The following is a 22,625-nucleotide window of genomic DNA, read 5'->3' as shown; positions in this document are numbered from 1 at the left end:
GGCGCGACCCGTCTTAACCGACATACCGACGCCCCCTTCGGGCCAAGCGGTAGGTGCCCGCGATGATGACGGCCGCTCCGATGCCGCCGAGAAGGACCTGGGTCTGGCCGATCGGCACGCCGAGCGGACGGATTGCCGCGGTCTGCGAGAGCGGGGCCGGCTGGTTGACCGTCTTGAAGGCCGTGAGCGAGGCGGCGGTCGGGGTGCCGACCGACGGCTGAACGATGCCGCCGACGACCTGCTGCATGGTCTTGACCACCACTCCGGGCTGGGCCGTGAGCCAGGTCAGCAGGGCGTCGAAGTCGGTCAGCGAGATCCACTCGTCGTCGGTCTTCTTCTCCTCGGCGCACGCCTCCGGCGTCGCGCAGAAGCGGTGGAAGATCAGCGGAACCCAGCCGCTACCGGACGCTTGCGCCTGCGTGACGTACCGCTTGAGGCCGGCCAGGTCGTCGGTCGTCGACGAGTTCGCCAGCACCCGGTAGGGGTTGGTCGGCGGCACCGGGTTGGACAGCTCGCAGTCCAGGCATCCGCCGTTCTGCGCGTTGACCAGACCCGAGACGTCGCGGGCGGAGTTGTAGCCGCACTCCTTGGCCTGCTTCTCGTTGTCCGCGGACGAGGAGCCGTAGGGGTAGGCGAAGTTGGTCACCTGGAAACCGAGGGCCAGCAGCGTGGCGCGGTTGTCGCAGATCTCGGCCTTGGCCTGGGCGTAGGGCAGCTTGTCCAGGTGCGGGTGGGTAACGGTGTGGCCGCCGATCTCGTTGCCGGCCGCCGCGATCCGGGTGATCTGCTCCCACGTCAGGTACCGATTGGTATCGACCAGCCCGTTGATGATGTAGAAGGTGCCGTTCAGGTCGTGCTTCGACAGCAGTTTGACGGCGTCCACCTGGCTGGCGAAGCCGTCGTCGAAGGTCAACGACACGGTCAGCGGCGCGGGGCCCAGCAGAGAGGTGTCTGCTGAGGCCGGCGCGGCGCCCACGAGTCCGAGCGCCAGGACGGCCAGGGCCGTCAGCGCGCGTAACAGCGCTTTCACGTCAGAGGACCGCGCGGTGCGGAACGGAGTCCAGCCGGTAGGTGGTGTCCAGGACGACGGGGTGCTCGAGCAGCCAGCCGTGGTCCTCGCCGGGGTGAGCCGTGTGCACGAGGACGGCGTCGACGAGGCTGGGTGCGACCTCGGTCAGCGGCGTGGACGCCAGCCGCGTTCCATCGGCCAGCCGGATCTCGTCGACCATGACGTCGGTGAACGTGACGTCGGCACCGGCGGTGCGGCAGGCCTCGATGATCTCCAGGGCGGGCGACTCGCGCGCGTCGGCAACCCCCGGCTTGTAGGCGACGCCGGCGACGTGGACGCGGGCGCCGCGCAGCGGTCGGCCATTGGCGGCGAGCAGTTCGACGAGCCGGGCGACGACACGCTTGGGGCGCAGGGCGATACCGGTCATCGCGGCGTCGATCACGGGGGCGGCCATGCGTCGGCCGCGGAGCTGCCAGAGCAGGTAGTGGGGGTCGACCGGGATGCAGTGGCCGCCCACTCCCGGGCCGGGCATGAATTTCATGAACCCGTACGGCTTGGTCGCGGCCGCTTCGACCACCTCGCGGGCGGAGAGGCCCAGTTCGAAGGCGATGTCGGCCATCTCGTTGGCGAACGCGATGTTGACGGCCCGAAACGTGTTCTCCATCAGCTTGGCCATCTCGGCCGCCTCCGGGGAACTCACGATGTGCAGGCTCGGGCAGGTGCGCTGCAGCACCGCCACCGCCGACTCCGTCGACTGTGGCGTGAGACCGCCGACGATGCGGGGGGTGGCCGCGGGGTTGTGGTCGGCGACGCCGGGGTCGATGCGCTCCGGGGAGAATACGACGTGGACGTCGACGCCGGGCTCGAGCCCGCGCTGCCGCAGCGGCTGTTCCAGCAGGTCCCGCGTGCAGCCGACGTACGTCGTCGAGGTCAGGACGATCGTCTGCCCGGGACGGGCCGCGGCGACGACGGTCTCGCAGGCGGCGGCCAGCGGCGCGAGGTCGGGCGCGAGATTCGTGGTGACCGGCGTCGGAACGCAGACGATCACGGTGTCGGCCTCGGGGAGCCGGGCGGCGTCGGTCGTCAGCGTGAAGTCGTCACCGGCCAGCTGCCGGTGCAGCCGAGCCAGGTCGTCGGGCAGCAGGTCGACGCTGCCGGCGCGGATCGCCGCCAGGCGCACCGGTGACACGTCCAGTCCGATGACCGGCATCCCGGCGTCCAGTAGCGAGAGGGCGGTGGGCAGACCCACGTAGCCCATGCCGACGATCGCGACCGTGGCGCGGGCGGCGGGAGCCACCGCACGCGGTAACTGGCTCGCGTCGCGTTGAATCGGAATGATCGCTATCGGATCGTCTTCGCGCCGATCGGGTTGCCCTTTGAGGGCAGGAAGCTGAGACATGGTCCCCCCAGACAATTACTGCGGGTACCGCATCGGGCCGCCCTCTTTCGGCCTTTCGCAGAACCGCACACACTGGCGCAGAGGCCGGCGCCGCGTTGAACGATACAACTTTCCGGACGCCGCGCAACTAGCCCTTTTGGCTTATGCACCCGACCCTTCTTGCGCGGTTCTCGGAATGGTCACCGCGGCTCCACGTCGCCAAGAGTTCGCCTTTCGCTGGGAATAGTTTCGCGACGTTACTGAGCGCGATCAGTCCATTTCATTTGCGTTACCACGACGACCGTTTTCCTCGAAAAATGCCAATTGACCAGCAAGTACAGGTCGCAGCGCAATGGTCGCGTCGGTAGGGGTAGTGGCTGGTCGGGGCTGGTTGATAGGCAACTATTCGACCTCCGAAAGGTGGCCAGTGCGGGTTACGAAATGGCCGCAGTTCGTCACCAATCCTCGTTACGCTCCAGAAAGGACGAGTTCGGTTTCGCCGATCCGTAGCAATGCCGGATCGCATAAATCCACTTCGGACACCGTCCGCAAATAGGAACGCGAACTACCCGCTCGGAAATGGGATGGGTCACAGTTCGGACCCGCGAAATCGGCCGGGCTCGATCGTGCTGTCGGTCATCGGCTTCAGGCTGTCGTAACTCGCAGAACTGGCAGAACAGGACCGCTCAGTGCAACGCCGCACGGACGTCCAATCAGGTCCGGAACTCGCGCCGGAGACTGTCGGTCAGCGCTTGGAGTGCCTTGATGACTTCCGCTTCGTCGGCCGGGGTATCGGTTCCCTCTTCACGCCAGACGAGCTCGGCGAGCCGGTCGGACGCGTCGCGCGTCTCGCGGCTGCACAGCAGGTGCATCTGCGACCGCCCGGCCTGCAGTCGGTCGAGCCACAGCATCCGGTCCGTGGTGCTGTGCCGACGCTGGGTGGCTCCCTCGAGCTGCGACTGGTAGAGGTGCATGCCCGCGGTGGTGACCTCCGTCGCCGCCTTGAGCTTCTGCTCCCGCACCCACCGCCGGTCCTGACTGCGACTACCGATCCACGCCCCGAGCAGCACACCGGCCAAGCCGATGAGTCCCCCGGCGATGCCGGGCAGAAGGTTCCCCATGTGCACCCATCCGTAGGCGAGTTCGCCGGGCCAGCGTGCCAAAGATCCGCCAGTGCGCGCGGAGCGTCCGCAAAGGATTGGAGGAACGCCGAACGGCGCGGCGCACCATGCGGCCATGGACCTCGTTGCACTCATCCCGGCGTTCGTGGTGGCGGTGCTCCTGATTTCGGCGTCTCCGGGGCGACGCGCGGCTCTGCACGGCATCCGGGCAGCGGTGTCGACCGTGCTCGGGTTGGAGGCGGGCCTGTATGTCTGGGCACTCTGCGCCGGCGCGGGCCTGGCGGCGCTCGTCGACCGCCTGGCGCGGTCAGAGGTCGGAGAACGTGCCAGGCTCGAGGCGGTGAGCGGAACGGTGCTCATCGGCTTGGGCCTACGCCTGGCCACCGCAACCCGCTGAGCTCGTCACCGATTCTCCTCGTCACGCAGCGTCGAGAGCAGGTCACCGGCCCCTAAGCCATCAACCGCCGGTGTCGAGGGCATCGGGATCGGACCCGAGATGGTGGGCGGCGCCACCCACATACCGGCGGACACTGGCGTGAGTCGAGTGATCTCCATGACCCACCTTCCTCGGGTATGCCAGGCGGCCGTCGCGCTGAGCACATCAGGGGTCCCACACCCACGACGCTTCCATTTGCGCATCCTTCGCCAGCCGGACCCACAGGTCACGATGGCGTTTGAGCATGGGCTCCAACTCGTCGAGGTTTGCGACCAAGAGATCAGCAGCATCCCACTCGACGCATCGCAGCCAAATATGCTGGCCGATGACCGTCCGACGTCGCCGCTGAGAAAACTCCTTGTCGTGAGTGATCAGCGCGGCTCCATGGCTCTGCGCGTAGACCGTCAGCTCGTCGTCCGCTGCTGTTCCCAGGCCCGCCCGCTGCACGGTCCACGCGTCGTAACCGTGCCGCTACTGCGGCGTCGACGTCGTTATCGCAGACGAACCTCAACGCTCAAGCGACTGTCTCGGCGCGGACTGCATCGACGTCAGTGGCCGTGAGGACCGGGAATGACTCGATGATCTCCTCGACCGTGCGACCAGCGGCAAGGTACCTGCGCACGGTGTCGACCGGCACGCGAGTGCCGGCGACTACCGCCTTACCGGCTCGGACGCCTCGACGCTTCTCGATCTGTCCGGCGGTGCCTCCGGGGCGCTCGGTGGCAGTGCTGATCCGGGCACGCAGCACGTCGAGGTTGAGCACCTCGGACAGCACCGTCTGGTCAGGACTTAGATCACCTTCCCAGCCCCCGTCGTCATGCTGGAAGTAGATCCGGTTTCCGATGGTCGCCCAGCGAACCTCGGTCAGCGGCTGCTGGTAGCCACGACGCTGGAGATGATCGACGACTGCTCGAATGTGCTGGAGCGAGATACCGCGTTCCTTCAACGTGGCCGCCACCATCATGGCCAGCAGGTCCACGAAGCCGTACAGCCGAACGCGGCGGCCTGGACCGAGATGTTCGTCGACGGTGGGGACGATGAGAGCGGACTTCGCCCAGTAATCGACTTGGCGCAGGGACAGCTGCGCGAGCCTCGCGGCGCTCTCTCGATTGACCGCAAGTCGCTGCTCGTCTGGCGACACGAGATCACCGCTTCCCGGCTTCGCCATGACTAATACGGTAGCGGGCGCCGGGGGCAGAACCATGAGCGTGCGCACGAGTCCCCTCCTCTCCGCATCGGGGGCAACCGTACTCCAACTCACGGGTACGTGCCAAGGAAAGCCAGAGCAGACAAAAGCCCGGAGCGTGGGCTCCGGGCTTTGGTGGTGCTGGGTGATCAGCTGCAGGGGTTGTAGTCCCAGCAGTCGTTGCAGCGCTTCTTGTGGTGGCGGCGACGGCGCGGCTTGCACTCGTTGTAGTCCCAGTCGTTGCACTGGTTGTAGTCGTAGTCGTAGCAGCCGCTCATGTCGCTTCCTCCAAGTGTGTGGTTCGGGGTGTGTTCCCGTGTGCAAACAGCTTCGCGCGGATGAAGCGCACGCTCGTTCGGCCGCGGAACCCCCGGAGTGTTCGCTTCCGAACACGGCACGGTGTGAGCTCCGTGCCCCGTAGAGGGGTCGTTTCTGGGGCTGTGGCTGGGCTATCCACCGCGTACCGAAAATCGGTCACTCATGTAGCCCAGGTCCGAAGAGGGACGAATCATGGCCTCGCCTGCTGGAGCATCCAACGCCGCGCCGAGACGTCGTCGGTCGTGGCTGTTGCCCATCGTCTTATTGATCGTGCTCGTCGTTCTGCTGCTGCTCGGGCTCAGCCGGTGCGGCAACGACGACTCGAGCGACGACGCGTCCTCGACGTCGACGCCGACTACGACGGCAGCGCCGAGCGCGACTGCGACAGCGAGCGCAGCGGCCACGTCCGACGCAGCAGGAACCACGCCGGGCAGCGCGTCGTCGACCGGTGGGCTCACCCTGGGAACGACGGCGCTGTTCTCGGACGGCGACAGCTCGACAGCCACTGCAGATCTGACGCAGTACGCCGGACAGCCCGCAGTCGGTACCGCGGTGATCGTCGAGTCGGTGCCCGCTGACGAGGGATTCTGGGTCGGGTCGAGCGACACCGAGCGGGTGTGGGTGCAGCTCACCGGCCAGGGCGAGTCGCCGTTCAAGGTGAAGGCCGGTCAGACGGTGTCGTTCATCGGGACGGTCACGGGGCACGGGGCGGACTTCCCCGCGAAGGTCGGCGTCACCGCCGCCGAGGGTGCGGACCAGCTGGTCGCGCAGAAGCAGCACGTCCAGGTCGAGCGGTCGGCGCTCACGATCGCGTGACGCTCAGGGCCGCGACGTTCATGGCGTCGCTGTATCCGAGACTCGTGGGCATACACGGCAATTGCGGTCACTCGGTGTCCGGAGTCGTCGTCAGCATGGGGCAATGACGTCATCAAAGGACGGAACGCTCAACCGGGCCGGCTCCCGGATCGACCATCTCAACCTGGCTGTACCCGATCTCGCCGCCGCGGTGGCGTTCTACGAGCCGGTGCTGGCCAGCATCGGCATCAGCAAGATGCTGGAGATCCCGCCGAACGCCACACCGAACCAGCCGACGGCGATGACCGGCTTCGGCCTCGCGGACGTCAAGCCGTACTTCTGGCTGATCGACGGCGGCACTGTGGGTACGAACATGCATGTCGCGTTCACCGTCGACAGCCGTGCGGACGTGACGACGTTCTACGAGGCGGCGCTGGCCGCCGGTGCCTCGGTGCTGTTGCCGCCGGCCGTGCACGAGGAGTACCACCCGGACTACTTCGGCGCGTTCGTGCTCGACCCGCACGGCATCAATCTCGAGGCGGTCTGCCACGGCTGACCGGTGACACGAACGAGGCCCGGGGCGCATCGCGCTCCGGGCCTCGTTCGTGGGCTGTCAGTTGCAGGGGTTGTAGTCCCAGCAGTCGTTGTAGCGCTTCTTGTGGTGACGACGGCGACGCGGCTTGCACTCGTTGTAGTCCCAGTCGTTGCCCTGGTTGTAGTCCCAGCCGTAGCAGTCGCTCATGTCGTTCAGCCTCCAAGAAGTCGTTGTGGCGTTAGCTTCGCCCGAAACCGCGAACCGCTCGATCGGCCGCACGACGGCCCGAACGTTCGCTTGCCAACACTGCTCGAGGAGGCGCGACCGTGATTGCTCGGACATGGCGAGGCTGGGCCGCACCGGCTACCGCCGACATCTATCGGGAGCACTACGAGACCGAGGTGACCGAACACCTGCGGAACGTGCCGGGCTTCCGTGGGGCACGGCTGCTGCGCTGGGACGACCGGGTCGACCACCACGAGGTTGCGGCCCAGGTCGACTGACCGCGGATACAACAGAAGTCGTACGGCGTCGGGGTGGAGGTTCCGACCCTGGTCTCTCGTCGCTTTCCCGCGCGCTTCCTAGCGTCGACAGGGAAGGAGGGAGAGCCATGATCGACGTCATTGACCTCGTCAAACGGTACGGACGCACGACAGTGGTGGACGGCCTGAGCTTCACAGTGGAGCCGGGGCGGGTCACCGGATTCCTCGGCCCGAACGGGGCGGGCAAGTCAACAACGATGCGGCTGATCGCCGGCCTCGACGCCCCGACACGAGGACGCGCCACCGTCGCTGGCCGTCCCTACGCCGAGCACGAAGCGCCCCTGCGAACCCTCGGCATGCTGCTCGATGCGGGTGCGGCGCATCCCGGCCGCACCGCCAGAGCACACCTCCGCGCCCTCGCCGCCACGACGAACCTGCCCTCCAAGCGGGTCGACGACGTTCTCGCGATGGTCGGCCTCGAGACAGTGGCGAACACCCGGGTCGGACGCTTCTCGCTGGGCATGCGCCAGCGCCTCGGCATCGCGTCGGCGCTGCTCGGGGACCCCCAGGCGATCATGCTCGACGAACCGGTCAACGGCCTGGACCCCGACGGCGTGCGATGGCTACGCGAACTGCTCCGGAGCCTCGCCGCCGAGGGCCGCACGGTGCTGGTCTCCTCGCACCTGATGAGCGAGATGACGCTCACCGCCGACCACCTGGTGATCATCGGCCGCGGAAAGCTGATCGCCGACGAACCACTCGAACAGTTCGTCCGCCGGGCCGGCAACGGCGTGATCGAGGTGCGCTCGCCCGACGCGACCACGCTCCGCGACCTGCTGGTCGGTCCCCGCGTGACGGTGAGCGCCCCGGAACCCGGCGTACTGGAAGTCGAGGGCCTCGGGGCCGAGGCGATCGCCGCCCGGGCCGCCGAAGCACAACTGCCGATCCACGGCTTGACGCCACGAGCCGCCTCGTTGGAGCAGGCCTTCATGGATCTGACCAGGGACCAGAGCGACTATCGGAGCGTGCGGTCATGAGGGCGCTGAAAGCGGAATGGGTGAAGCTCTGGTCGCTCCGGGCCCCGGTCTGGGCGATCGTGGCGACGGCGGTGGCGATCGTGGCCGGTGGGGTGCTCACGGCCGGGGCGGTCGCGGAGTCGCCGCGGATGCTCATCGGGCCCATCGCGGCCAGCATGGAGGGCGTGCAGTACGCCCGGTTCGCCGTCGGTGTACTCGGCGTGCTCGTCGCCACGTCGGAGTACTCGTCGGGCCTGGTGCGGTGGACGTTCGCCGCAGTGCCGACCCGTCTTCCGGTGCTCGCCGCGAAGGCCCTGGTGGCGGGTGGTGTCACGGCGGTCGTCGGGCTGGTGACCGTGCCGGTGGCGTTCCTCGCTGCGCAGGCGGTCCTCGGTCCGCGCGGGGTCGGGCTCGGCGACGCCGGGGTGCCGACCGCGCTGGCCGGCGCGGTCGGACAGTTGGTCGGCATCACGCTGCTCGCGGTCGCCGTCGGCACGCTCCTGCGCAACGCTGCGGCCGCGGTGGGCGCGGTCATCGCCGTCGTGGCGATCCTGCCCGGGTTGCTCGACATCGTCTCGTCGGACGTCGCCAGGTTCGCTCCCGGCCGAGCGGGGGAAACGATGATGTCGGACGCTTGGCCGGCGGCGGCGATCCTGCTCGCCTGGGTGGTGGCCGCACTGGCCGGAGCCGCGTACCTGCTGCGTCGAAGGGACGCATGAGCACCGAACGAGCCACCGCCACCCGGCGCCCCGCGTGGGCGTCGGGGCTCGTCGTGAACGCCGCAGCGGCGGTCCCGGTGTTGATCTGGGACGCCGGCAACGGCGCGAACCTTCACGTGGACGAACGTGTCCTCGCGGCGCAGCTGGTGGTCACGGCGGCCGCGCTGCTGCTGCGGTCGGTGGCGCCGGTTCCGGTGCTGGGAGTACTGCTGGTCGTCGCGGTCAGCCGATGGTGGGCGTCCGACGCGGCGCTCGTCGAACCGGCGCTGCTCGTCGCGCTGTACGCGGTCGCGGTGCTGCGTCGTCGACGGATCGCGTACGCGGCCTTCGCTGTGTACGTGGTCGTCGCCCTCGGCGGTGTGGCGCTCTGGCCGCGCCACGGCCGGCTGCCCGAGACACCGGTCCTGATGGTCGCGGCGGGGGTGGCCGCGGTGGCGATCGGGTTCGCCGTGCGCTCGCGGCGCGACTACCTCGCCGCGGTCGAGGACCGCGCCCGGCGGTTGGAGATCGAGCGTGACCAGCGCGCCCTGCTCGCCGCAGCCGACGAACGCGCCCGGATCGCCCGCGAGATGCACGACATCGTCGCCCACAATCTGTCGGTGATGGTCGCGCTGTCGCAGGGTGCCGCCGTGGCGGCCAAGAAGTCGGACGAAGCCGCCGACATCATGCTCGAGGTCGCCGACGTCGGACGCTCCGCGCTCGCGGACATGCGCCGGCTGCTCGGCACTCTGCGCGAGCCATCGCAGTCCAGGCACCCCGCGCCGGGTCTGGATGACCTCGACCAGCTGCTCGACTCGCTGCGTGCGGCCGGTCTGCACGCCCGCCTGACGCTGACCGGCCCGGTGACGACGCTCGCGGCCGGGCCGCAGGCAACCGTCTACCGGCTGGTCCAGGAATCGCTCACCAACGTGCTGAAACACGCCTCCGACGCCACCGAGGTCGCCGTGACCGTCGCAGTGTCCGATCAGGAATGCCTCATCGAGGTCGTCGACGACGGATCCGGACCGGAAACCGGTGAACCCGGCCACGGGCTCGTCGGCATGCGTGAGCGCGTCGCGGTCCACGGCGGCACGGTGACCGCTGGCGCCCGACCCGGCGGCGGCTGGCACGTCGAGGCACGGCTGCCCCGATGATCACGATCGTGCTGGCCGACGACCAGGCCCTGATCCGGAAGGGGTTCCGCCTCGTCCTCGAGGGCGAGGACGACCTCTCCGTCGTCGGGGAGGCCGTCGACGGTGCGGACGCCGTCCGGCAGGTCGCGCGCCTGCAGCCCGACGTCGTCGTCATGGACGTACGGATGCCGGGCACGGACGGCATCGAAGCCACGCGTCGGATCGTCGAGGCCGGCGGCGAGACGCGTGTCCTGATCCTGACGACGTTCGACCTGGACGAGTTCGCCTACGCGGGGCTGCGCGCCGGGGCCAGCGGATTCCTGCTCAAGGACGCTCCACCCAACGACCTGGTCTCGGCGATCCGGTCGGTGGCCAGCGGTGACGCGGTAGTGGCCCCGAGCGTGACCCGTCGCCTGCTCGACGCCTACGCCGACCGTCTGCCCGAGGCCGGTGCGGGCAGCCCGCTGCTGGACGACCCACGCGTCGAACGGCTCACGCCGCGGGAACGCGAGATCTTCCTGGCGGCGGCCGAAGGGCTGTCCAACCCCGAGCTCGCGGAGCGGTTCTTCCTGTCCGAGGCGACAGTCAAGACCCACATCGGGCGCATCATCACCAAGCTCGAGGTCCGCGACCGCGTTCAAGCTGTCGTCCTGGCCCACCGGCTCGGCCTCGTGTCCTAGAAACGGCGAAGCCCCGGCTCGAATCGAGCCGAGGCTTTCGGGCCGGAGACGTCAGGCGCTGCGGCGGCGGAGCTTGCCGGTGCGGACCGCGCGGCGGAGCAGAACCGCGGTGATCGTCAGGCAGACCGCGAGGGCGACCAGGCTGGCCTCGGGGCCGAACGCTCCTCCGGTCAGGGCGTCGGAGCCGGAGAGCGAGGTGTGCAGCAGGCTGGTGTCCTCCTGCGGGGCACCGGAGACCACGATGCCGAAGAAGCCGCCGCCGACGAAGTTCCAGGCGAAGTGCAGGCCGATCGGCAGCCACAGCGAGCGGGTCAGGACGTAGGCGACGGCGAGCAGGGTGCCGCCCTCGATGGCGATCGCGAGCGTGCCCCACAGCGTGGCGCTGGGGTTGACCAGGTGCACCAGCCCGAAGAGCAGCGACGAGGCCACGATCGCGACCACGCTTCCGGTGCGCTCCTCGATGATCCGGAAGATGACGCCACGGAAGAGCAGTTCCTCGTTGACCGCGACGCTCGCCATCGCGCCGAGCGTGATCAGCATGCCGCTGAACGAACCGCCGCTGACGTGCTCCCAGCCGCCGAACATGCCGATCAGGAGCATCGTGGCGGTGAACGCGCCGGAGCCGATCAGCGCGCCGCGGCGGAGGCCGGTCCACTTGCCCGCGCTCGGCAGTTCGTCGACGGTGGTGCGGCCCTCGACGGTGCGGGTCAGCCAGCGGTAGGCGAACACCGCGGCGGTGGCAGTGGAGAAGCCCATCGCGAGGGCGAGAATCGGGTTGTGCGCCGCGACGGCGTTCAAGCCGCGTGCCCCGACGAGCACGACCGCGAGCCCGGCGATCAGAACCGGGACCCGGAAGCGCTGGAGTTGGGTTTTCGTCTGCGGTGCCAGGGTCGTGGTCACGATCGGGTTCCTCTCTCAGTGCGTGTTCCGACACGACTGAGATTAGGAATTCGGGCGCGCCGCCAAATCCCTCTGAGCTGGACATTCGCGTGTAGCTCTTCCGGGGGACAGCCGCGTCCGCAGCGGCGAGGCGTCGGCGCACGTCCTGGACGCGGCTCATCAGGTCAACTCCTCGGCCAGCAGGTCCATGAGGAGGCCGTCGTGCCAGGTGCCGTCGGGTCCGCGCTCGTAGCGTCGCATGACGCCGACCGGGCGGAAGCCGACCTTGGCGTAACAGCGGATCGCCGGCTCGTTGTCGGCGGCGGGATCGATCACGAGGCGGTGGTGGCCGCGTTCGATCAGGTGCGTGGCGAGCGCGCGGACCGCGTCCGTGCCGAGGCCGCGACCGTGCACCGCGGGGTCGAGGTAGATGTCGATGCCGGCGTGGCGGTAGTCCGGGTCCTCCTCCTCGGACCACTGGATGGCGCCCACGACGCGGCCGTCGTACTCGATGACGAGGACGTGCACGTCGTCGTCGGTCAGGTCGTCGGGGTCGCCGCCCCAGCGCGCGTAGACCTCGGGCGTCGCGCGGATCTCGGCCATCCGGGGAAGGTCTGCTTCGGTCGCCTCGCGAAGGCGGACGTAAGTGCCCTGCATGTGCGGAAAGCTACAACGCATGAGCTTGGCTTATCGGGAGTCCGGGGACCCGACGGGGAAGCCGGTCGTATTGCTGCACGGCGGGGCCAGCGGACTGTCCACGTGGGATCGGCTGACGCCGGAACTCACGGCGGCCGGGCACCGCGTGATCGCGGCCGATCTGCGGGGGCACGGACGGAGCCCACGCGCGGACCGGTATCCGCTTGTCGACTACCGGAACGACGTCCAAGCTCTGGTCGACGATCTGAGGGTGGGCGAGTTCGCGCTGGTGGGGCATTCGTTGGGTGCTTACGTCGCGACGCTCGTGGCTCAGGCCGAGCCTGGGCGGGTCAGGCGGTTGGTGCTCGAGGAGCCGCCTGCGCCCCCTCGCGGTGAGATGGGGCCACCGGCTTTGTCGCGCCTGCGGATGCTCCTGCTGGGCCTGTCGGGTGTCGCGCGCCGCCGCCCCTACGACCCCAAAGCGGTGACCTCGGCGATCCAGCAGTTGCGCCGACCCGACCCCGGCTGGTGGGACGCGTTGGAGCTCGTCACCGCGCCGACGCTCGTGCTGTCGGGCGGCCCGGCGAGCCACCTGCCCCCGGAACGCACGGCCGACATTGCCACGGCCCTACCGCACGCCGATCTGAACACCGTAGGGGCGGGGCACCGCATCCACTCCACCCGCCCCGACGAATTCGCCGCTCTGGTCGTCGCGTTTCTCGCCGAATAGCGACGGGGTACTGCCCCCATATGGCGGACGAGATCCGAGGGCGCTGGCTCCTGCGGTGGTGGATGGTCGCGATCTGGGGCTGTCTCGTGGCGGTCTACCTGGCTGCCGTCGTGTACCGCGAGGACTGGTCGAAATTGGTCTACGCGCTCGCCTGGATGATCGCGTTACCCCTGTCCTGGGCCTGGGGCAACGTCGTCGTGAACGGGGACGGCATCCGCCTGTCGTGGTTCGAACAGCGTCGGCTCGAGCTGCCCGACCGGCTGATTCCCTGGGGCCGGGTCGAGAACGTCGAGCGGTTCGACCACTCCCGCACGTACGTGCACATCCGCCTGGTCGACGGCCGGACCCTGCCCCTGCTCGGCCTCCGCGGCGAGCAATCGGACGCTGTGGCCGCGCTCGGCACCAAGCCCACGGTGGCTCGCCGAATGGCGTCGATCCACAAAGACCTACCGCGCACGGAGGAGCAGGTCGAACGCGACCTGCGGCAGCGGGAGGCGGCGCTGGCCGCTGAACGGGAACAGTTGAAGCAGGTCAGCGAACGTATCCCGCGAGTTCCTCGACAATTGCGTCGAAGCGATTGAGGACGACGGAGAGGTGGCCTTCGGCCGGGTCGAGGTGCGCTTTCGCGCCGGGCACGTGGGCTGCGAGCCACTCGCCGTGAGCGTAGGGCACCATACGGTCCTGGCCGCCCTGCCAGATCGAGACCGGGATCTTGATCGAGGCGAGGTCGAAGCCCCAGTCGGTGACGAAAGCCAGGTCGTCGTCGCGCCAGCCGCTGATGCCCGTGGACACGGAGGCGCGGAACGATGCCGCGTTGTAGGTGGCGAATTCATCGGTCAGGGAGTTCTTGTCGACGTCGTCCACCAGATCGCCGAGGGCGGTGGCGACCTGGTCGGCGGTGACGGTGGCCAGCTCCGGAGCTGCGGCTTCGAGGAACGCGGTCAGCGGCTCCTCGCCCTCGACTGCCGCACCGAACTCTTCGATGTTCTCGGCGCCCATCCCGGCGAGCCAGTCGATGCCGTCGGCGCCGAACGGCGTGGGTCCGGCGATGACGGCCGCGGCGGCGCACCAGTTCGGCAGCAGGGCCGCGCAGGCCAGGGCGTGCGGCCCGCCACCCGACCAGCCGGCGGTGACGAAGCGGTTGGCGCCCAGTTCGTCGAGGAGCCCGACGATTTCGGGGACGACGTCGGCGACCCTCCGGCCGGGCTGCGGCGTGGAACCGGCGTAACCGGGACGGCTGTAGAGGACCAGACGCAGGCCGTGACGCGCGGCGGCGTCGGCCATGGGCTGGTGGAGCACGGCGGCGGACGGGGTGCCGGTGTGCATCACCAGCGGAACGCCGTCCTCGGGGCCGGTCACCAGGTACTCGAGTTTCCGCCCATCGGGCCGCGCGATCTCCACACCCGCGAGGCTACGCGGGCGCCGTTCGGCGGGGACGGGCGCCGGCTCGCGCGGAGGCGTACGCGATCCAGGGTGATCCGACGATCGTGGGGATGATCCACGACAGCGGGGATCCCCAGACATTGACGAGGAACGCGGTCAGGAACGACACGTACGAACCGCACATGAACGAGACGTGCAACGACACCCAGCCGGGCCGCTGACGCCGCCGCACCCACCAGCCGATCGACGCCGCCGCCCAGGTCGCCGCGCCGATCGCTGCGAGCCACCACACGTCCGGATTGATCGCCACGAGGCCGAACCCGGTGAGGCACAGGGCCGCGACCAGACCCTGATACACGATGCCCAGCCGGGTGTGCCAGCCACGGCGCTTGCGCACCAGCATGGCCACCGGCCCGACGAGCAGCCCGAAACTTCCGGCGGCGATGTGCAGGCTCAGTAATACGGTGCGCAGCATGTCGACCTCCTCGCTCACCTAACACTTTGACATGTCACAGTGGCATGTCAAGGAGGACATATGCCTGATCTCAATCCGACCGCGGCCTCGCTGCTGGGTTTCCTGCACGAAGGTGACTTCAGCGGTTACGACCTGGTGCGGGTCGCCGAGCAGCTCATCGGGGACTTCTGGAGCCTGAGCCAGAGCCAGGTCTACCGGGAACTGGCGGCGCTCACGGAGCGCGGATACGTCGAAGGCGGCGAGGTCGGGGCGCGCTCGAAACGTCGGTACCGCATCACCGACGCCGGTCGCGATGCGTTCGCGCAGTGGCTGAGCGTTCCGCCGAGCCCCGAACAGATCCGGTTCCCGCTGCTGCTGACGATCGCGTTCGGCGCCCACGTCGACCGCGACCGCTTGTCCCGCTTCATCGACGACCACCGGCGCGAGCACGAGAAGCGGCTCCGGGAGTACCGGGAGACGGTGACGGTCACGCCGCAGCAGCGCGCCACGCTCGCCTTCGGACTGCGGTACGAACAAGCCGTGCTCGACTGGATGGATGACCTACCGGCGCTGCTGACGGACGATTAGCGGTATGGGGAAACAGTACGAACGCCTCACCGACCGCCTTCGCGCCTTCATCGACGCTCAGCCGGTGTTCTTCGTGGCCACCGCGCCGCTGGACGCCGACGGGCACGTCAACCTCTCACCGAAGGGCCGGTCGGGTTCCCTGGCCGTGCTCGACGACCGGACGCTGGCCTACCTGGACTTCGGCGGCAGCCACGCCGAGACCATCGCCCACCTGCGGGAGAACGGCCGCATCACGCTGATGTGGTGCGCGTTCGACGGTCCGCCGACAGTGCTGCGTGTCCACGGCCGCGGCGAGCCGGTGTTCCGCGACGACCCTCGCTTCCCGGGCCTGGCCGCGCGCATGGCCGAGGCCGACGACGTCGGGGTCCGCGCGATCATCCTGGTCGAGGCCGAGCGGATCAGCGACAGCTGCGGCTTCGCGGTGCCGTTCCTGGACTACCGCGAAGAGCGCACGCTGCACGCCGAGTACTTCGGGCGCAAGGGGGAGGACGGGTTCGCCGCGTACTGCGAGTCCAAGGAGACGAACGTCGCGAGTATCGACGGGCTCCCGGCGTTGCCGGTTCCGCTGCCTCAGCGGACGTAGGTTTCCAGCAGGTCCGCCAGTTCGACGGGGTGGCTCAGCGCCGGGGTGTGTCCAGCGTCGATTACATCCGGTACGACGCCCAACCGCTCCTGCGCGACGCGTCGGACGAACGCGGGAGGCAGCAGCCGGTCGTCCCGGCACAGCACCACCCGCGTGGGGACGTCGGGCCAGGCGCGGAGCGGTGATGGTTCGCCCAGCCGGGTTTCCGACTGGGCCCGTCCCCGCTTCCGCGCCTCGGCCGCGAGGCCGGGCGGTACGTCCTGGTAAAACAGCTCGTCGTAGCTTTCCCGTTCCTCGTCGGCGTACCGGGTGTTCGCCCAGTAGTCCGCGGGTGCCTCCCCGGGCGCGGGGATCATCGGCGCGACGAGCACGAGCATCGACACCGCGACCCGATCACAGACCAGCGGTGCCACGAAACAGCCGAGCGACTGCCCGACGACGACCACGTTCCGCCGGCTGCCGATCGCCGCCACCACGGCGTCCGCGTATTCGGGCAGGCCGGCGGAGTCGTCGTCGCAGGGGTAATCCGACGCGACCGTGTCGTGGCCACGCGCCCGCAACTCGGCCTCCACCAGGTGCCAGTACCAACCGACGTCACCGGCACCGTGGATCAGCGCGAACGTAGCCATGCCCCCATGGTGCCCACACGCTAGACGCTGAGGTCGGCCACGCCGAACGGAACGAGCCGCTGCCGCACGTGCCCCGGGACGTCGGAGCTCAGCCACATCGAGGCGAGCGCGTCCCGGAACGCCGGCTCCTGACGCGCGGCGCGCTCGATCTCGTCCAGCAGTTCGTGGTTGTTGCCCGCGTGCCGGATCAGGTCCTCCAGCGGTCCGGCACCGATCTCCGACAGGAGCTGCCGGTCGTCAGCGGCCGCCTTCGCGAGGGCGATCACCACGGTGACGACACCCGGCTGGACGTCGGCACACGCGTGCCACAGGAACGTCCAGGTCGGGCCGAGATCGTCCGAGCGGCGCTCGGCCATCCACGCCTCGGCGAACGCGTCCGGGGACTGCCAGACAACCGCCGGGTCGTCGAGCGGATGGTATTCGCACTGGCCATCGGGAGCGATATAGGCAACGGACTCGATCACCGGCGAATCCTACGTACTGATGATCGAAAATCAACGTCGGCTCGCCGCCGGTCGAGCATTATGCAGCAATGATCACCAGTGAAGTGGATGCGGCTTACCGCGACGGGTCCGCAGCGGTGCTCGCCTTCCTGGAGCGTCGCTTGGCCGAACGCGTCGAGATTCTGCACGAACCGCCGATGCCCGCGGACGGCACGTACGACCGCGACGTCGTCCTCGCAGCCCACGCTCAACAGGAGGCCACCAAGCAGCGCGTTCTCGCCGACCTCTACGAGCACGCCGATGTCTCCGGCGACGACACCGAGGTCGTGGTCGCCCTGCGCGTGACGGGCCGCTTACCCGACGGCAATGAACTCACGATCGTCGGCACGGACACCCTTACCGTGGTCGACGGACGCGTCGTCCGCCTCCACTCCGCGTTCGACCCTTCCCAGATGCAGCCCCTGTCAGGCTCCGCATCAGGCTGATGCTGTCGATCGCGCCCTGACAGCGGTCGCTCAGCCTGTCAGCGTCAGGACAGCGTCATCTCAGCTCGCTGGCAGCGCCGACCACCAACGTGTTGCACATGACAACCGACCTGGTGATCGAGGCCGAAGGCCTCGTCAAACACTTCGGCCCCACCAAGGCACTCCAAGGCGTCGACATCGCCGTGGAGCGCGGCACCATCCTCGGTGTCCTGGGGCCCAACGGAGCCGGCAAGACCACCGCCGTCCGCATCCTGTCCACCCTCCTCACCCCCGACGCCGGCCACGCCCGCATCGCCGGCCTCGACGTCGTCCGCGACGCCGAGCGGGTCCGCGAAGCGATCGGCCTCACCGGCCAGTACGCCTCGGTCGACGAGGACCTGACCGGTCGCCAGAACCTCGAACTCTTCGGCGTCCTGCTCGACCTCGGTCGCTCCGAGGCCCGCCGCCGCGCCAGCGAACTGCTCGAGTGGTTCGACCTCACCGACGCCGCGAACCGCTCCGCCAAGACCTACTCCGGCGGTATGCGCCGCCGCCTCGACCTGGCGGCGAGCCTCGTCGGCCGCCCCGACGTCATCTTCCTCGACGAGCCCACCACCGGCCTCGACCCGAGCAAGCGCGAAGACATGTGGAACGTCGTCCGCACGCTCGTCCGCGACGGCTCCACCGTCCTCCTGACCACCCAGTACCTCGAAGAAGCCGAAGCGCTGGCCGACGAGATCACCGTGATCGACCACGGCACGGTCATCGCCCACGACACTCCCGAGGCGTTGAAGCGCGTGGTCGGCGGGTCGACGCTCGAAGTGCGTCCGTCGAACGCCGAAGACCTGGCTTCGGCCGCGCAGATACTCAATGAGATCTCCGCCGGCACCCCCGCCGATCAGATCCGCAAGGGCGTGCTCGCCGTCCCGGTCGCGTCCGACGAAGCGATGACCGTCGCCGTCGCCCGCCTGGCCGCCGCGCACATCCCCGTCACCGAGCTCTCGCTCCACCTGCCCAGCCTCGACGAGGTCTTCTTCACGCTCACCGGCCGCCCGGCCGCCGATTCCGAGGAGGCCGCGGCATGACCACGACCCTCACCAGCCCCGACGTCGCCCGCTCCACCCCCGAGCCCCGCGTCCGCCGGCCGTTTCGCCTGGTACGCCACTCGCTGGCGCTCACGAAACGCAGCCTGATCAAGACCTGGCACACGCCAGAAGCCCTGATCGACGTGACGATCCAGCCGGCGATCTTCCTCGTCATCTTCGTCTACATTTTCGGGAAGTCGATCTCCGGGGACACGGACACGTACCTGGAATTCCTGCTTCCGGGCATCCTGGCCCAGAGCATCGCCACCGGTGCGATCTCGATCGGTGTGAACCTCAACACGGACCTCGAGAAGGGCATCTTCGACCGGTTCCGTTCGCTGCCGATCCCGCGGTCCGCGCCGCTGATCGGTGCGGTGCTGGGTGACGTCGTCCGGTACGTGATCGTCACGGTTTCGACGCTGGCCGTCGGCTACGCGATGGGCTTCCGGATCGACAACAACCCGCTCGCCGCGGTGGCGGCTTGTGCGCTGGCTGTGGTTTTCGCACTCTCGCTGAGCTGGGTGTCGGTGTTCGTCGGCATGAAGGCCCGGACCTCCGGCTCCGTGCAGGGCATCATGTTCCTCGCGGTTTTGCCGCTGAGCTTCGCGTCGACGATGTTCGTCGAGCTGTCGGCGCTGCCCGGGTGGATGCAGGGCTTCGTGAAGGTCAACCCGATCACGCACCTGGTGGACTCGATGCGCGGCCTGTTCCTGGGCCTGCCGGTCGGTAACCACATCTGGTGGACGTTGGCGTGGTGCGTGGGTCTGGTCGCGGTGTTCATGCCGCTGGCGCTGCGTGCCTACCGCAAGAAGGTCTGAGCTGGTGACTTCGACCAAAGTCGCAAACACCCCTGCTCATCGATCGATGCGTGACCCCGATCCGGATCGCCATCCTCATCGACATGCCCCTCGGATACCTCTTCTCAGTCACGATCGTGGCGTTCTGCACCGCCACCGCGGTGATCGGACCCCGCCCCGCACACACGACCCAGAACTTCTGGGGTTTCTGGGCGACCTTCCTGATCAACGAACTACCGTTCCTCGCCCTCTACGTGCTCGCCGGGAACACCGCCATCGCCTTCGCCCAGGGCGACCTGGTCAATCCCGTAGGCCTGACGACGCTGGCGATCGCGCTGGTCACCACCGGCGGCCTCGTCGTCCTGGTCCGGCGAGCGCTCGCGACCGAGGCGGCGCTGCGGCGGTCCCTGCACGAGTTCGGCATCGACCTACCGCCCCAGCGCCGGCCCTGGGCCCACATCCTGCTGGCACCGTTCCTCAAACGCCGCCGCAACGTCGTCCGCGTCGGGAACCTCGCCTACGGTGACGCGGGCCGGCGCAACCTGCTCGACGTCTACCACCACCGGAACCGCCCCACCGGCGGACCTGTCCTGGTGTTCTTCCACGGCGGCGGCTTCCGGATCGGCCACAAACGCAAAGAGGGCCGTGCCCTCCTCTACGCACTCGCCGCGCGGGGCTGGGTGTGCGTCAGCGCCAATTACCCGCTGTCCCGTCCCTTCCCCGAAGCCCATGTCGACGCCAAGCGAGTGATCGCCTGGGTGCGCGCGCGTTACGAGGGCGAGATCATCGTCTCGGGGAGCTCAGCCGGGGCGCACTTGGCGTCGATGACCGCGTTGACACCGAACGATCCGGCGTTCCAGCCGGGCTTCGAGAGCGCGGACACCTCGGTCTCCGGCGTCGTCGGCTTCTACGGCTACTACGGGCCGGTGGACGGCCCCGGATCGTCGCCGCTGGACCACCTGCGTGACGCGCCGCCGTTCCTGTTCCTGCACGGCGACCTCGACAGCTCCACGCTGGTGGAGGACACCCGCGAGTTCGTCGCGCGGCTTCGCGAGGTCAGCACCCAGCCCGTGGTGTACGCCGAACTGCCGGGCGCCCAGCACACGTACGACCTCTACTACTCGTTGCGCTACAGCCAGATCATCGAGGCGGTAGCCGCCTTCGGCACAAATCTAGACACACGTGGGACCACTCGCCGGCGCAAAGCCTGGGATCCTCCGGAGGTATGACAGCCGCAGCCCGAGCCCTCTACGAGCGTCTGCTCACCACGTGGAACGAGCGCGACGCCCAGCGCATGAGCGCACTCTTCCAGCCCGACGGCACCCTGATCGGCTTCGACGGCAGCCGAATAGCCGGGGGGAATGACGCCACCCGGCCAGGATCGACTCGAACCAGCCCTCAACGCCGTCCAGACGTTCATCGCCGAAGAACGGGACGGTGACTGCTCGATCGTCCTCTTCCAGAACACACCCGCGCAGTACCACGGCCGCCCGGAGGCAGCGGAAGAGCACACCCGTGAGCTTCAGCAGCTCGCGTCCCGCGGAGTCGTTCTCGGCTGAAGTGTCGCCGACCGGGATGCGTTCCAGGTCTCTCCGTACCTACCGGGGCGTCGCCGACGAACCGGAAGTGCGTGAATGATCACGGAGCGTCCGCCCTAACCCGATCCGCGCCCGTTTGCGCCGTTGCGGCAGGATGGCGCCGTGCCGACAGCTGTCCTCGAAGGACTCATCCGCAACCTCGCAGCCCCGGCTGAGCTCCTCATACGGCTGATCGACCAGCACGGCAAAGATCTGGGCAGCGAGCTGACCTCCCGCCCGCTCCCCGCACCGGTCATCGACGTGATGCTCCGTCACCCCGAGCGCGAGGTGCGCAGCGGCCTGGCCGGCAACCTGGACGTCGACCTGCGCATTCGCGTCCGCATGGTCGACGACCCGGACCCGATCGTGATCGCCCGCGTGCGCCACGATCGACGGAAGCCGTTACCGCCGGAGGCGGTCGGTCCGTACCTCGAGGGTTTCGACCGCGTGGCGGCCGGCGGACTGCTCAACGCGCGGGAGGCGCGCCAGGAACTGTGCCTGGCGATGGCCGACGACCGGCGGCTCGTCACGCCGGCCGCGCGCCACCCGAACCCGAACGTCCGCGCGGCCGCCGTGTTCTTCGAACAGCAGCTGACGCCCGCAGACCGCGCGGCGCTGCAGAAAGACCGCACGGAACCGGTCCGGCAAGCCTTCGAGGACCGCGTCGAACGCGCCACCGAACTGGCCGAACTCACCCCCGAACCCGGCTTCGGACGCTGGATGCAGCTCGGTCGCCCGCTCACCCGCGAGGTCGTCGACCACGTCCTCGCCCAGGGCGACCCCAACGACCTCACGGTCATCGCCACCAACCCGCACGCCCCCGCGGACGCCGTCGCCACGCTGATCTCCCACCCCGCGCCGGAGGTGCGCAGCGCGATCGCCCACCGCGACGACCTCACCGCGCGCCAGGTCACCCGCCTGTTCGGCGACCCGGACCCCGTCGTCCGCAACGCGATCTCGGTGCACCCGACGCTCACCGAGGAGGAACGGGCCGCGATGGGCGTCGACCTGCGGCACGTGCCCGGCGAGGGCGACTTCGGGCCCGACTGCGAACACTCCGGCTCCTGGCGCGTCGATCCGGCGTGGACGGTCGAGGAGGTCACCCAGTGGGCGCGCTCGTCGAACGTGCTGCTCCGGCGTCGCGCTGCGCGCTCCCCCGAACTGCCGCCCGCCCTCGTGCCGGTGCTGGCCGCCGATGGCGACGCCGGCGTCCGCATTCTGCTGGCCTTGCATTGCGCGGACGCTCCGCCGCACCTGCTGTTGCGTAGTTATCTGGAGTACACGGGCTGCGGGCGGGACACGCTCCTGCGCAAGCCCGGTTTCCCGGGGGCGGGCCTCGCCCGGTACTGGCGCGACCCCGATCCCGCGTTGCGCTTGCTGGTCGCGTTCGATCCCGACGCGGAGCCGAGCATCGTCGACGCGTTGCTCTACGACACCGACGCCGACGTCCGGCAGGCGATCGCCGCGTCGCCGCAACTACCGCCGAAGCAGGTCGTGGCCCTGCTCGACGACCCGGGTCTCGCCCGCGCGGCCGCCTCGAACCCCGCGTTGCCGGTGGAAGTCATGTGGCAGCTGGTGAATTAGAGTCGC

Annotated in this window: 32 protein-coding genes and 1 pseudogene; 19 read left to right on the top strand and 14 right to left on the bottom strand. The window is 69.0% G+C overall.

What is annotated here, in order from left to right; genetic code table 11:
* Positions 1-13: 13 nt before the first annotated feature.
* The 3 genes from ACGFY5_RS38320 to ACGFY5_RS38310 all read right to left on the bottom strand — a co-directional run bounded on the left by ACGFY5_RS38320 (position 14) and on the right by ACGFY5_RS38310 (position 3,508).
* Complete coding sequence (locus ACGFY5_RS38320; RefSeq protein WP_392728595.1) at positions 14-1,030, bottom strand: polysaccharide deacetylase family protein; 1,017 nt, start codon at positions 1,028-1,030, stop codon at positions 14-16.
* 1 nt (position 1,031) lies between these two features.
* Complete coding sequence (locus tag ACGFY5_RS38315) at positions 1,032-2,408, bottom strand: nucleotide sugar dehydrogenase (protein WP_392728594.1); 1,377 nt, start codon at positions 2,406-2,408, stop codon at positions 1,032-1,034.
* Positions 2,409-3,100: 692 nt separating this feature from the next.
* Positions 3,101-3,508 carry a hypothetical protein gene (locus ACGFY5_RS38310; RefSeq protein ID WP_392728591.1) on the bottom strand — a complete coding sequence of 136 codons (408 nt, stop codon included), beginning with the start codon at positions 3,506-3,508 and terminating at the stop codon, positions 3,101-3,103.
* A gap of 115 nt (positions 3,509-3,623) precedes the next feature.
* On the opposite strand from ACGFY5_RS38310, the gene ACGFY5_RS38305 reads away from it, so the two are divergent.
* Positions 3,624-3,905 carry a hypothetical protein gene (locus ACGFY5_RS38305; RefSeq protein ID WP_392728589.1) on the top strand — a complete coding sequence of 94 codons (282 nt, stop codon included), beginning with the start codon at positions 3,624-3,626 and terminating at the stop codon, positions 3,903-3,905.
* A gap of 5 nt (positions 3,906-3,910) precedes the next feature.
* On the opposite strand, the gene ACGFY5_RS38300 is transcribed toward ACGFY5_RS38305, so the two are convergent.
* The 4 genes and pseudogenes from ACGFY5_RS38300 to ACGFY5_RS38285 all read right to left on the bottom strand — a co-directional run bounded on the left by ACGFY5_RS38300 (position 3,911) and on the right by ACGFY5_RS38285 (position 5,408).
* On the bottom strand, positions 3,911-4,063 hold the full coding sequence (locus ACGFY5_RS38300; protein WP_392728586.1) for a hypothetical protein: 153 nt from the start codon (positions 4,061-4,063) through the stop codon (positions 3,911-3,913).
* Positions 4,064-4,109: 46 nt separating this feature from the next.
* Positions 4,110-4,400, bottom strand: a pseudogene (locus ACGFY5_RS38295) (DUF5615 family PIN-like protein); the annotation flags it as partial.
* A gap of 58 nt (positions 4,401-4,458) precedes the next feature.
* Positions 4,459-5,160: a DUF433 domain-containing protein gene (locus ACGFY5_RS38290; RefSeq protein ID WP_392728584.1), complete on the bottom strand. Its 702-nt coding sequence runs from the start codon at positions 5,158-5,160 to the stop codon at positions 4,459-4,461.
* Between the two features lie 119 nt (positions 5,161-5,279).
* Positions 5,280-5,408, bottom strand: a complete 129-nt coding sequence (locus ACGFY5_RS38285; protein WP_392728582.1) for a hypothetical protein — start codon at positions 5,406-5,408, stop codon at positions 5,280-5,282.
* A gap of 289 nt (positions 5,409-5,697) precedes the next feature.
* On the opposite strand from ACGFY5_RS38285, the gene ACGFY5_RS38280 reads away from it, so the two are divergent.
* Positions 5,698-6,264 (top strand): hypothetical protein, encoded by a 567-nt coding sequence (locus ACGFY5_RS38280; protein ID WP_392728580.1) that lies wholly within the window; start codon positions 5,698-5,700, stop codon positions 6,262-6,264.
* A gap of 103 nt (positions 6,265-6,367) precedes the next feature.
* Positions 6,368-6,799 carry a VOC family protein gene (locus ACGFY5_RS38275; protein ID WP_392728578.1) on the top strand — a complete coding sequence of 144 codons (432 nt, stop codon included), beginning with the start codon at positions 6,368-6,370 and terminating at the stop codon, positions 6,797-6,799.
* A 57-nt stretch (positions 6,800-6,856) separates the two neighbouring features.
* Here ACGFY5_RS38275 and ACGFY5_RS38270 read toward each other — a convergent pair whose 3' ends face one another.
* A complete protein-coding gene (locus ACGFY5_RS38270) occupies positions 6,857-6,985 on the bottom strand; it encodes a hypothetical protein (RefSeq protein WP_392728576.1) in 129 nt (42 codons plus the stop codon).
* Positions 6,986-7,104: 119 nt separating this feature from the next.
* Between ACGFY5_RS38270 and ACGFY5_RS38265 the strand changes: the two genes are divergently transcribed.
* The 5 genes from ACGFY5_RS38265 to ACGFY5_RS38245 all read left to right on the top strand — a co-directional run bounded on the left by ACGFY5_RS38265 (position 7,105) and on the right by ACGFY5_RS38245 (position 10,787).
* Positions 7,105-7,281, top strand: a complete 177-nt coding sequence (locus tag ACGFY5_RS38265) for a hypothetical protein (protein ID WP_392728575.1) — start codon at positions 7,105-7,107, stop codon at positions 7,279-7,281.
* Between the two features lie 107 nt (positions 7,282-7,388).
* The gene (locus tag ACGFY5_RS38260) at positions 7,389-8,297 is read left to right on the top strand and encodes an ABC transporter ATP-binding protein (protein WP_392728573.1); all 909 of its coding nucleotides are present in this window, start codon (positions 7,389-7,391) and stop codon (positions 8,295-8,297) included.
* Positions 8,294-8,995, top strand: coding sequence for a hypothetical protein (locus ACGFY5_RS38255; RefSeq protein ID WP_392728571.1), 702 nt, complete (start codon positions 8,294-8,296; stop codon positions 8,993-8,995). The genes ACGFY5_RS38260 and ACGFY5_RS38255 overlap by 4 nt, the downstream gene beginning before the upstream one ends.
* Entirely contained in the window at positions 8,992-10,128 is a 1,137-nt protein-coding gene (locus tag ACGFY5_RS38250; protein ID WP_392728570.1) for a sensor histidine kinase, read from the top strand. The genes ACGFY5_RS38255 and ACGFY5_RS38250 overlap by 4 nt, the downstream gene beginning before the upstream one ends.
* On the top strand, positions 10,125-10,787 hold the full coding sequence (locus ACGFY5_RS38245; protein ID WP_392728569.1) for a response regulator: 663 nt from the start codon (positions 10,125-10,127) through the stop codon (positions 10,785-10,787). Before ACGFY5_RS38250 ends, ACGFY5_RS38245 begins: the two co-directional genes overlap by 4 nt.
* A 51-nt stretch (positions 10,788-10,838) precedes the next feature.
* On the opposite strand, the gene ACGFY5_RS38240 is transcribed toward ACGFY5_RS38245, so the two are convergent.
* A complete protein-coding gene (locus tag ACGFY5_RS38240) occupies positions 10,839-11,687 on the bottom strand; it encodes a CPBP family intramembrane glutamic endopeptidase (protein WP_392728567.1) in 849 nt (282 codons plus the stop codon).
* A 159-nt stretch (positions 11,688-11,846) separates the two neighbouring features.
* Positions 11,847-12,323, bottom strand: a complete 477-nt coding sequence (locus ACGFY5_RS38235; protein ID WP_392728566.1) for a GNAT family N-acetyltransferase — start codon at positions 12,321-12,323, stop codon at positions 11,847-11,849.
* Positions 12,324-12,342: 19 nt separating this feature from the next.
* Between ACGFY5_RS38235 and ACGFY5_RS38230 the strand changes: the two genes are divergently transcribed.
* Positions 12,343-13,032: an alpha/beta fold hydrolase gene (locus ACGFY5_RS38230; RefSeq protein ID WP_392728564.1), complete on the top strand. Its 690-nt coding sequence runs from the start codon at positions 12,343-12,345 to the stop codon at positions 13,030-13,032.
* Positions 13,033-13,052: 20 nt separating this feature from the next.
* The gene (locus tag ACGFY5_RS38225) at positions 13,053-13,613 is read left to right on the top strand and encodes a PH domain-containing protein (protein ID WP_392728561.1); all 561 of its coding nucleotides are present in this window, start codon (positions 13,053-13,055) and stop codon (positions 13,611-13,613) included.
* On the opposite strand, the gene ACGFY5_RS38220 is transcribed toward ACGFY5_RS38225, so the two are convergent.
* On the bottom strand, positions 13,564-14,433 hold the full coding sequence (locus ACGFY5_RS38220) for an alpha/beta fold hydrolase (RefSeq protein ID WP_392728559.1): 870 nt from the start codon (positions 14,431-14,433) through the stop codon (positions 13,564-13,566). The two genes, ACGFY5_RS38225 and ACGFY5_RS38220, sit on opposite strands and share 50 nt — an antisense overlap.
* Before the next feature lie 10 nt (positions 14,434-14,443).
* Positions 14,444-14,890, bottom strand: a complete 447-nt coding sequence (locus ACGFY5_RS38215) for a hypothetical protein (RefSeq protein ID WP_392728557.1) — start codon at positions 14,888-14,890, stop codon at positions 14,444-14,446.
* A gap of 60 nt (positions 14,891-14,950) precedes the next feature.
* Between ACGFY5_RS38215 and ACGFY5_RS38210 the strand changes: the two genes are divergently transcribed.
* Positions 14,951-15,457 carry a PadR family transcriptional regulator gene (locus tag ACGFY5_RS38210; RefSeq protein ID WP_392728555.1) on the top strand — a complete coding sequence of 169 codons (507 nt, stop codon included), beginning with the start codon at positions 14,951-14,953 and terminating at the stop codon, positions 15,455-15,457.
* 4 nt (positions 15,458-15,461) lie between these two features.
* Entirely contained in the window at positions 15,462-16,040 is a 579-nt protein-coding gene (locus tag ACGFY5_RS38205) for a pyridoxamine 5'-phosphate oxidase family protein (RefSeq protein ID WP_392728552.1), read from the top strand.
* On the opposite strand, the gene ACGFY5_RS38200 is transcribed toward ACGFY5_RS38205, so the two are convergent.
* Positions 16,028-16,669, bottom strand: coding sequence for an alpha/beta fold hydrolase (locus tag ACGFY5_RS38200; RefSeq protein ID WP_392728550.1), 642 nt, complete (start codon positions 16,667-16,669; stop codon positions 16,028-16,030). The genes ACGFY5_RS38205 and ACGFY5_RS38200 overlap by 13 nt on opposite strands.
* A gap of 20 nt (positions 16,670-16,689) precedes the next feature.
* A complete protein-coding gene (locus ACGFY5_RS38195) occupies positions 16,690-17,133 on the bottom strand; it encodes a DUF6869 domain-containing protein (RefSeq protein ID WP_392728547.1) in 444 nt (147 codons plus the stop codon).
* A gap of 68 nt (positions 17,134-17,201) precedes the next feature.
* On the opposite strand from ACGFY5_RS38195, the gene ACGFY5_RS38190 reads away from it, so the two are divergent.
* The 7 genes from ACGFY5_RS38190 (at position 17,202) to ACGFY5_RS38160 (ending at position 22,619) form a co-directional block, all read left to right on the top strand.
* On the top strand, positions 17,202-17,597 hold the full coding sequence (locus ACGFY5_RS38190) for a hypothetical protein (protein ID WP_392728544.1): 396 nt from the start codon (positions 17,202-17,204) through the stop codon (positions 17,595-17,597).
* 98 nt (positions 17,598-17,695) lie between these two features.
* On the top strand, positions 17,696-18,661 hold the full coding sequence (locus ACGFY5_RS38185; protein WP_392728541.1) for an ATP-binding cassette domain-containing protein: 966 nt from the start codon (positions 17,696-17,698) through the stop codon (positions 18,659-18,661).
* On the top strand, positions 18,658-19,479 hold the full coding sequence (locus tag ACGFY5_RS38180) for an ABC transporter permease (RefSeq protein ID WP_392728539.1): 822 nt from the start codon (positions 18,658-18,660) through the stop codon (positions 19,477-19,479). Before ACGFY5_RS38185 ends, ACGFY5_RS38180 begins: the two co-directional genes overlap by 4 nt.
* A gap of 50 nt (positions 19,480-19,529) precedes the next feature.
* Entirely contained in the window at positions 19,530-20,687 is a 1,158-nt protein-coding gene (locus tag ACGFY5_RS38175; protein WP_392728536.1) for an alpha/beta hydrolase, read from the top strand.
* Positions 20,684-20,899 carry an SgcJ/EcaC family oxidoreductase gene (locus ACGFY5_RS38170; protein ID WP_392728534.1) on the top strand — a complete coding sequence of 72 codons (216 nt, stop codon included), beginning with the start codon at positions 20,684-20,686 and terminating at the stop codon, positions 20,897-20,899. Before ACGFY5_RS38175 ends, ACGFY5_RS38170 begins: the two co-directional genes overlap by 4 nt.
* Positions 20,820-21,017, top strand: coding sequence for a hypothetical protein (locus ACGFY5_RS38165; RefSeq protein ID WP_392729089.1), 198 nt, complete (start codon positions 20,820-20,822; stop codon positions 21,015-21,017). The genes ACGFY5_RS38170 and ACGFY5_RS38165 overlap by 80 nt, the downstream gene beginning before the upstream one ends.
* A gap of 141 nt (positions 21,018-21,158) precedes the next feature.
* Complete coding sequence (locus ACGFY5_RS38160; RefSeq protein WP_392728531.1) at positions 21,159-22,619, top strand: hypothetical protein; 1,461 nt, start codon at positions 21,159-21,161, stop codon at positions 22,617-22,619.
* Positions 22,620-22,625 lie beyond the last annotated feature (6 nt).

This window comes from Cryptosporangium sp. NPDC048952, from assembly GCF_043197895.1.
Taxonomy (GTDB): Bacteria; Actinomycetota; Actinomycetes; order Mycobacteriales; family Cryptosporangiaceae; genus Cryptosporangium.
Note: the sequence above shows the minus strand (reverse complement) of the source record. Positions and strands in the feature narration are given on the sequence as shown.

Coding starts and splice junctions, on each gene's coding strand:
- ACGFY5_RS38315 (WP_392728594.1), bottom strand. CDS start 2,408: ATGTCTCAGCTTCCTGCCCTCAAAGGGCAACCCGATCGGCGCGAAGAC.
- ACGFY5_RS38310 (WP_392728591.1), bottom strand. CDS start 3,508: ATGGGGAACCTTCTGCCCGGCATCGCCGGGGGACTCATCGGCTTGGCC.
- ACGFY5_RS38305 (WP_392728589.1), top strand. CDS start 3,624: ATGGACCTCGTTGCACTCATCCCGGCGTTCGTGGTGGCGGTGCTCCTG.
- ACGFY5_RS38300 (WP_392728586.1), bottom strand. CDS start 4,063: ATGGAGATCACTCGACTCACGCCAGTGTCCGCCGGTATGTGGGTGGCG.
- ACGFY5_RS38285 (WP_392728582.1), bottom strand. CDS start 5,408: ATGAGCGGCTGCTACGACTACGACTACAACCAGTGCAACGACTGGGAC.
- ACGFY5_RS38275 (WP_392728578.1), top strand. CDS start 6,368: ATGACGTCATCAAAGGACGGAACGCTCAACCGGGCCGGCTCCCGGATC.
- ACGFY5_RS38270 (WP_392728576.1), bottom strand. CDS start 6,985: ATGAGCGACTGCTACGGCTGGGACTACAACCAGGGCAACGACTGGGAC.
- ACGFY5_RS38260 (WP_392728573.1), top strand. CDS start 7,389: ATGATCGACGTCATTGACCTCGTCAAACGGTACGGACGCACGACAGTG.
- ACGFY5_RS38255 (WP_392728571.1), top strand. CDS start 8,294: ATGAGGGCGCTGAAAGCGGAATGGGTGAAGCTCTGGTCGCTCCGGGCC.
- ACGFY5_RS38250 (WP_392728570.1), top strand. CDS start 8,992: ATGAGCACCGAACGAGCCACCGCCACCCGGCGCCCCGCGTGGGCGTCG.
- ACGFY5_RS38245 (WP_392728569.1), top strand. CDS start 10,125: ATGATCACGATCGTGCTGGCCGACGACCAGGCCCTGATCCGGAAGGGG.
- ACGFY5_RS38235 (WP_392728566.1), bottom strand. CDS start 12,323: ATGCAGGGCACTTACGTCCGCCTTCGCGAGGCGACCGAAGCAGACCTT.
- ACGFY5_RS38230 (WP_392728564.1), top strand. CDS start 12,343: ATGAGCTTGGCTTATCGGGAGTCCGGGGACCCGACGGGGAAGCCGGTC.
- ACGFY5_RS38225 (WP_392728561.1), top strand. CDS start 13,053: ATGGCGGACGAGATCCGAGGGCGCTGGCTCCTGCGGTGGTGGATGGTC.
- ACGFY5_RS38215 (WP_392728557.1), bottom strand. CDS start 14,890: ATGCTGCGCACCGTATTACTGAGCCTGCACATCGCCGCCGGAAGTTTC.
- ACGFY5_RS38210 (WP_392728555.1), top strand. CDS start 14,951: ATGCCTGATCTCAATCCGACCGCGGCCTCGCTGCTGGGTTTCCTGCAC.
- ACGFY5_RS38205 (WP_392728552.1), top strand. CDS start 15,462: ATGGGGAAACAGTACGAACGCCTCACCGACCGCCTTCGCGCCTTCATC.
- ACGFY5_RS38200 (WP_392728550.1), bottom strand. CDS start 16,669: ATGGCTACGTTCGCGCTGATCCACGGTGCCGGTGACGTCGGTTGGTAC.
- ACGFY5_RS38190 (WP_392728544.1), top strand. CDS start 17,202: ATGATCACCAGTGAAGTGGATGCGGCTTACCGCGACGGGTCCGCAGCG.
- ACGFY5_RS38185 (WP_392728541.1), top strand. CDS start 17,696: ATGACAACCGACCTGGTGATCGAGGCCGAAGGCCTCGTCAAACACTTC.
- ACGFY5_RS38180 (WP_392728539.1), top strand. CDS start 18,658: ATGACCACGACCCTCACCAGCCCCGACGTCGCCCGCTCCACCCCCGAG.
- ACGFY5_RS38170 (WP_392728534.1), top strand. CDS start 20,684: ATGACAGCCGCAGCCCGAGCCCTCTACGAGCGTCTGCTCACCACGTGG.
- ACGFY5_RS38165 (WP_392729089.1), top strand. CDS start 20,820: ATGACGCCACCCGGCCAGGATCGACTCGAACCAGCCCTCAACGCCGTC.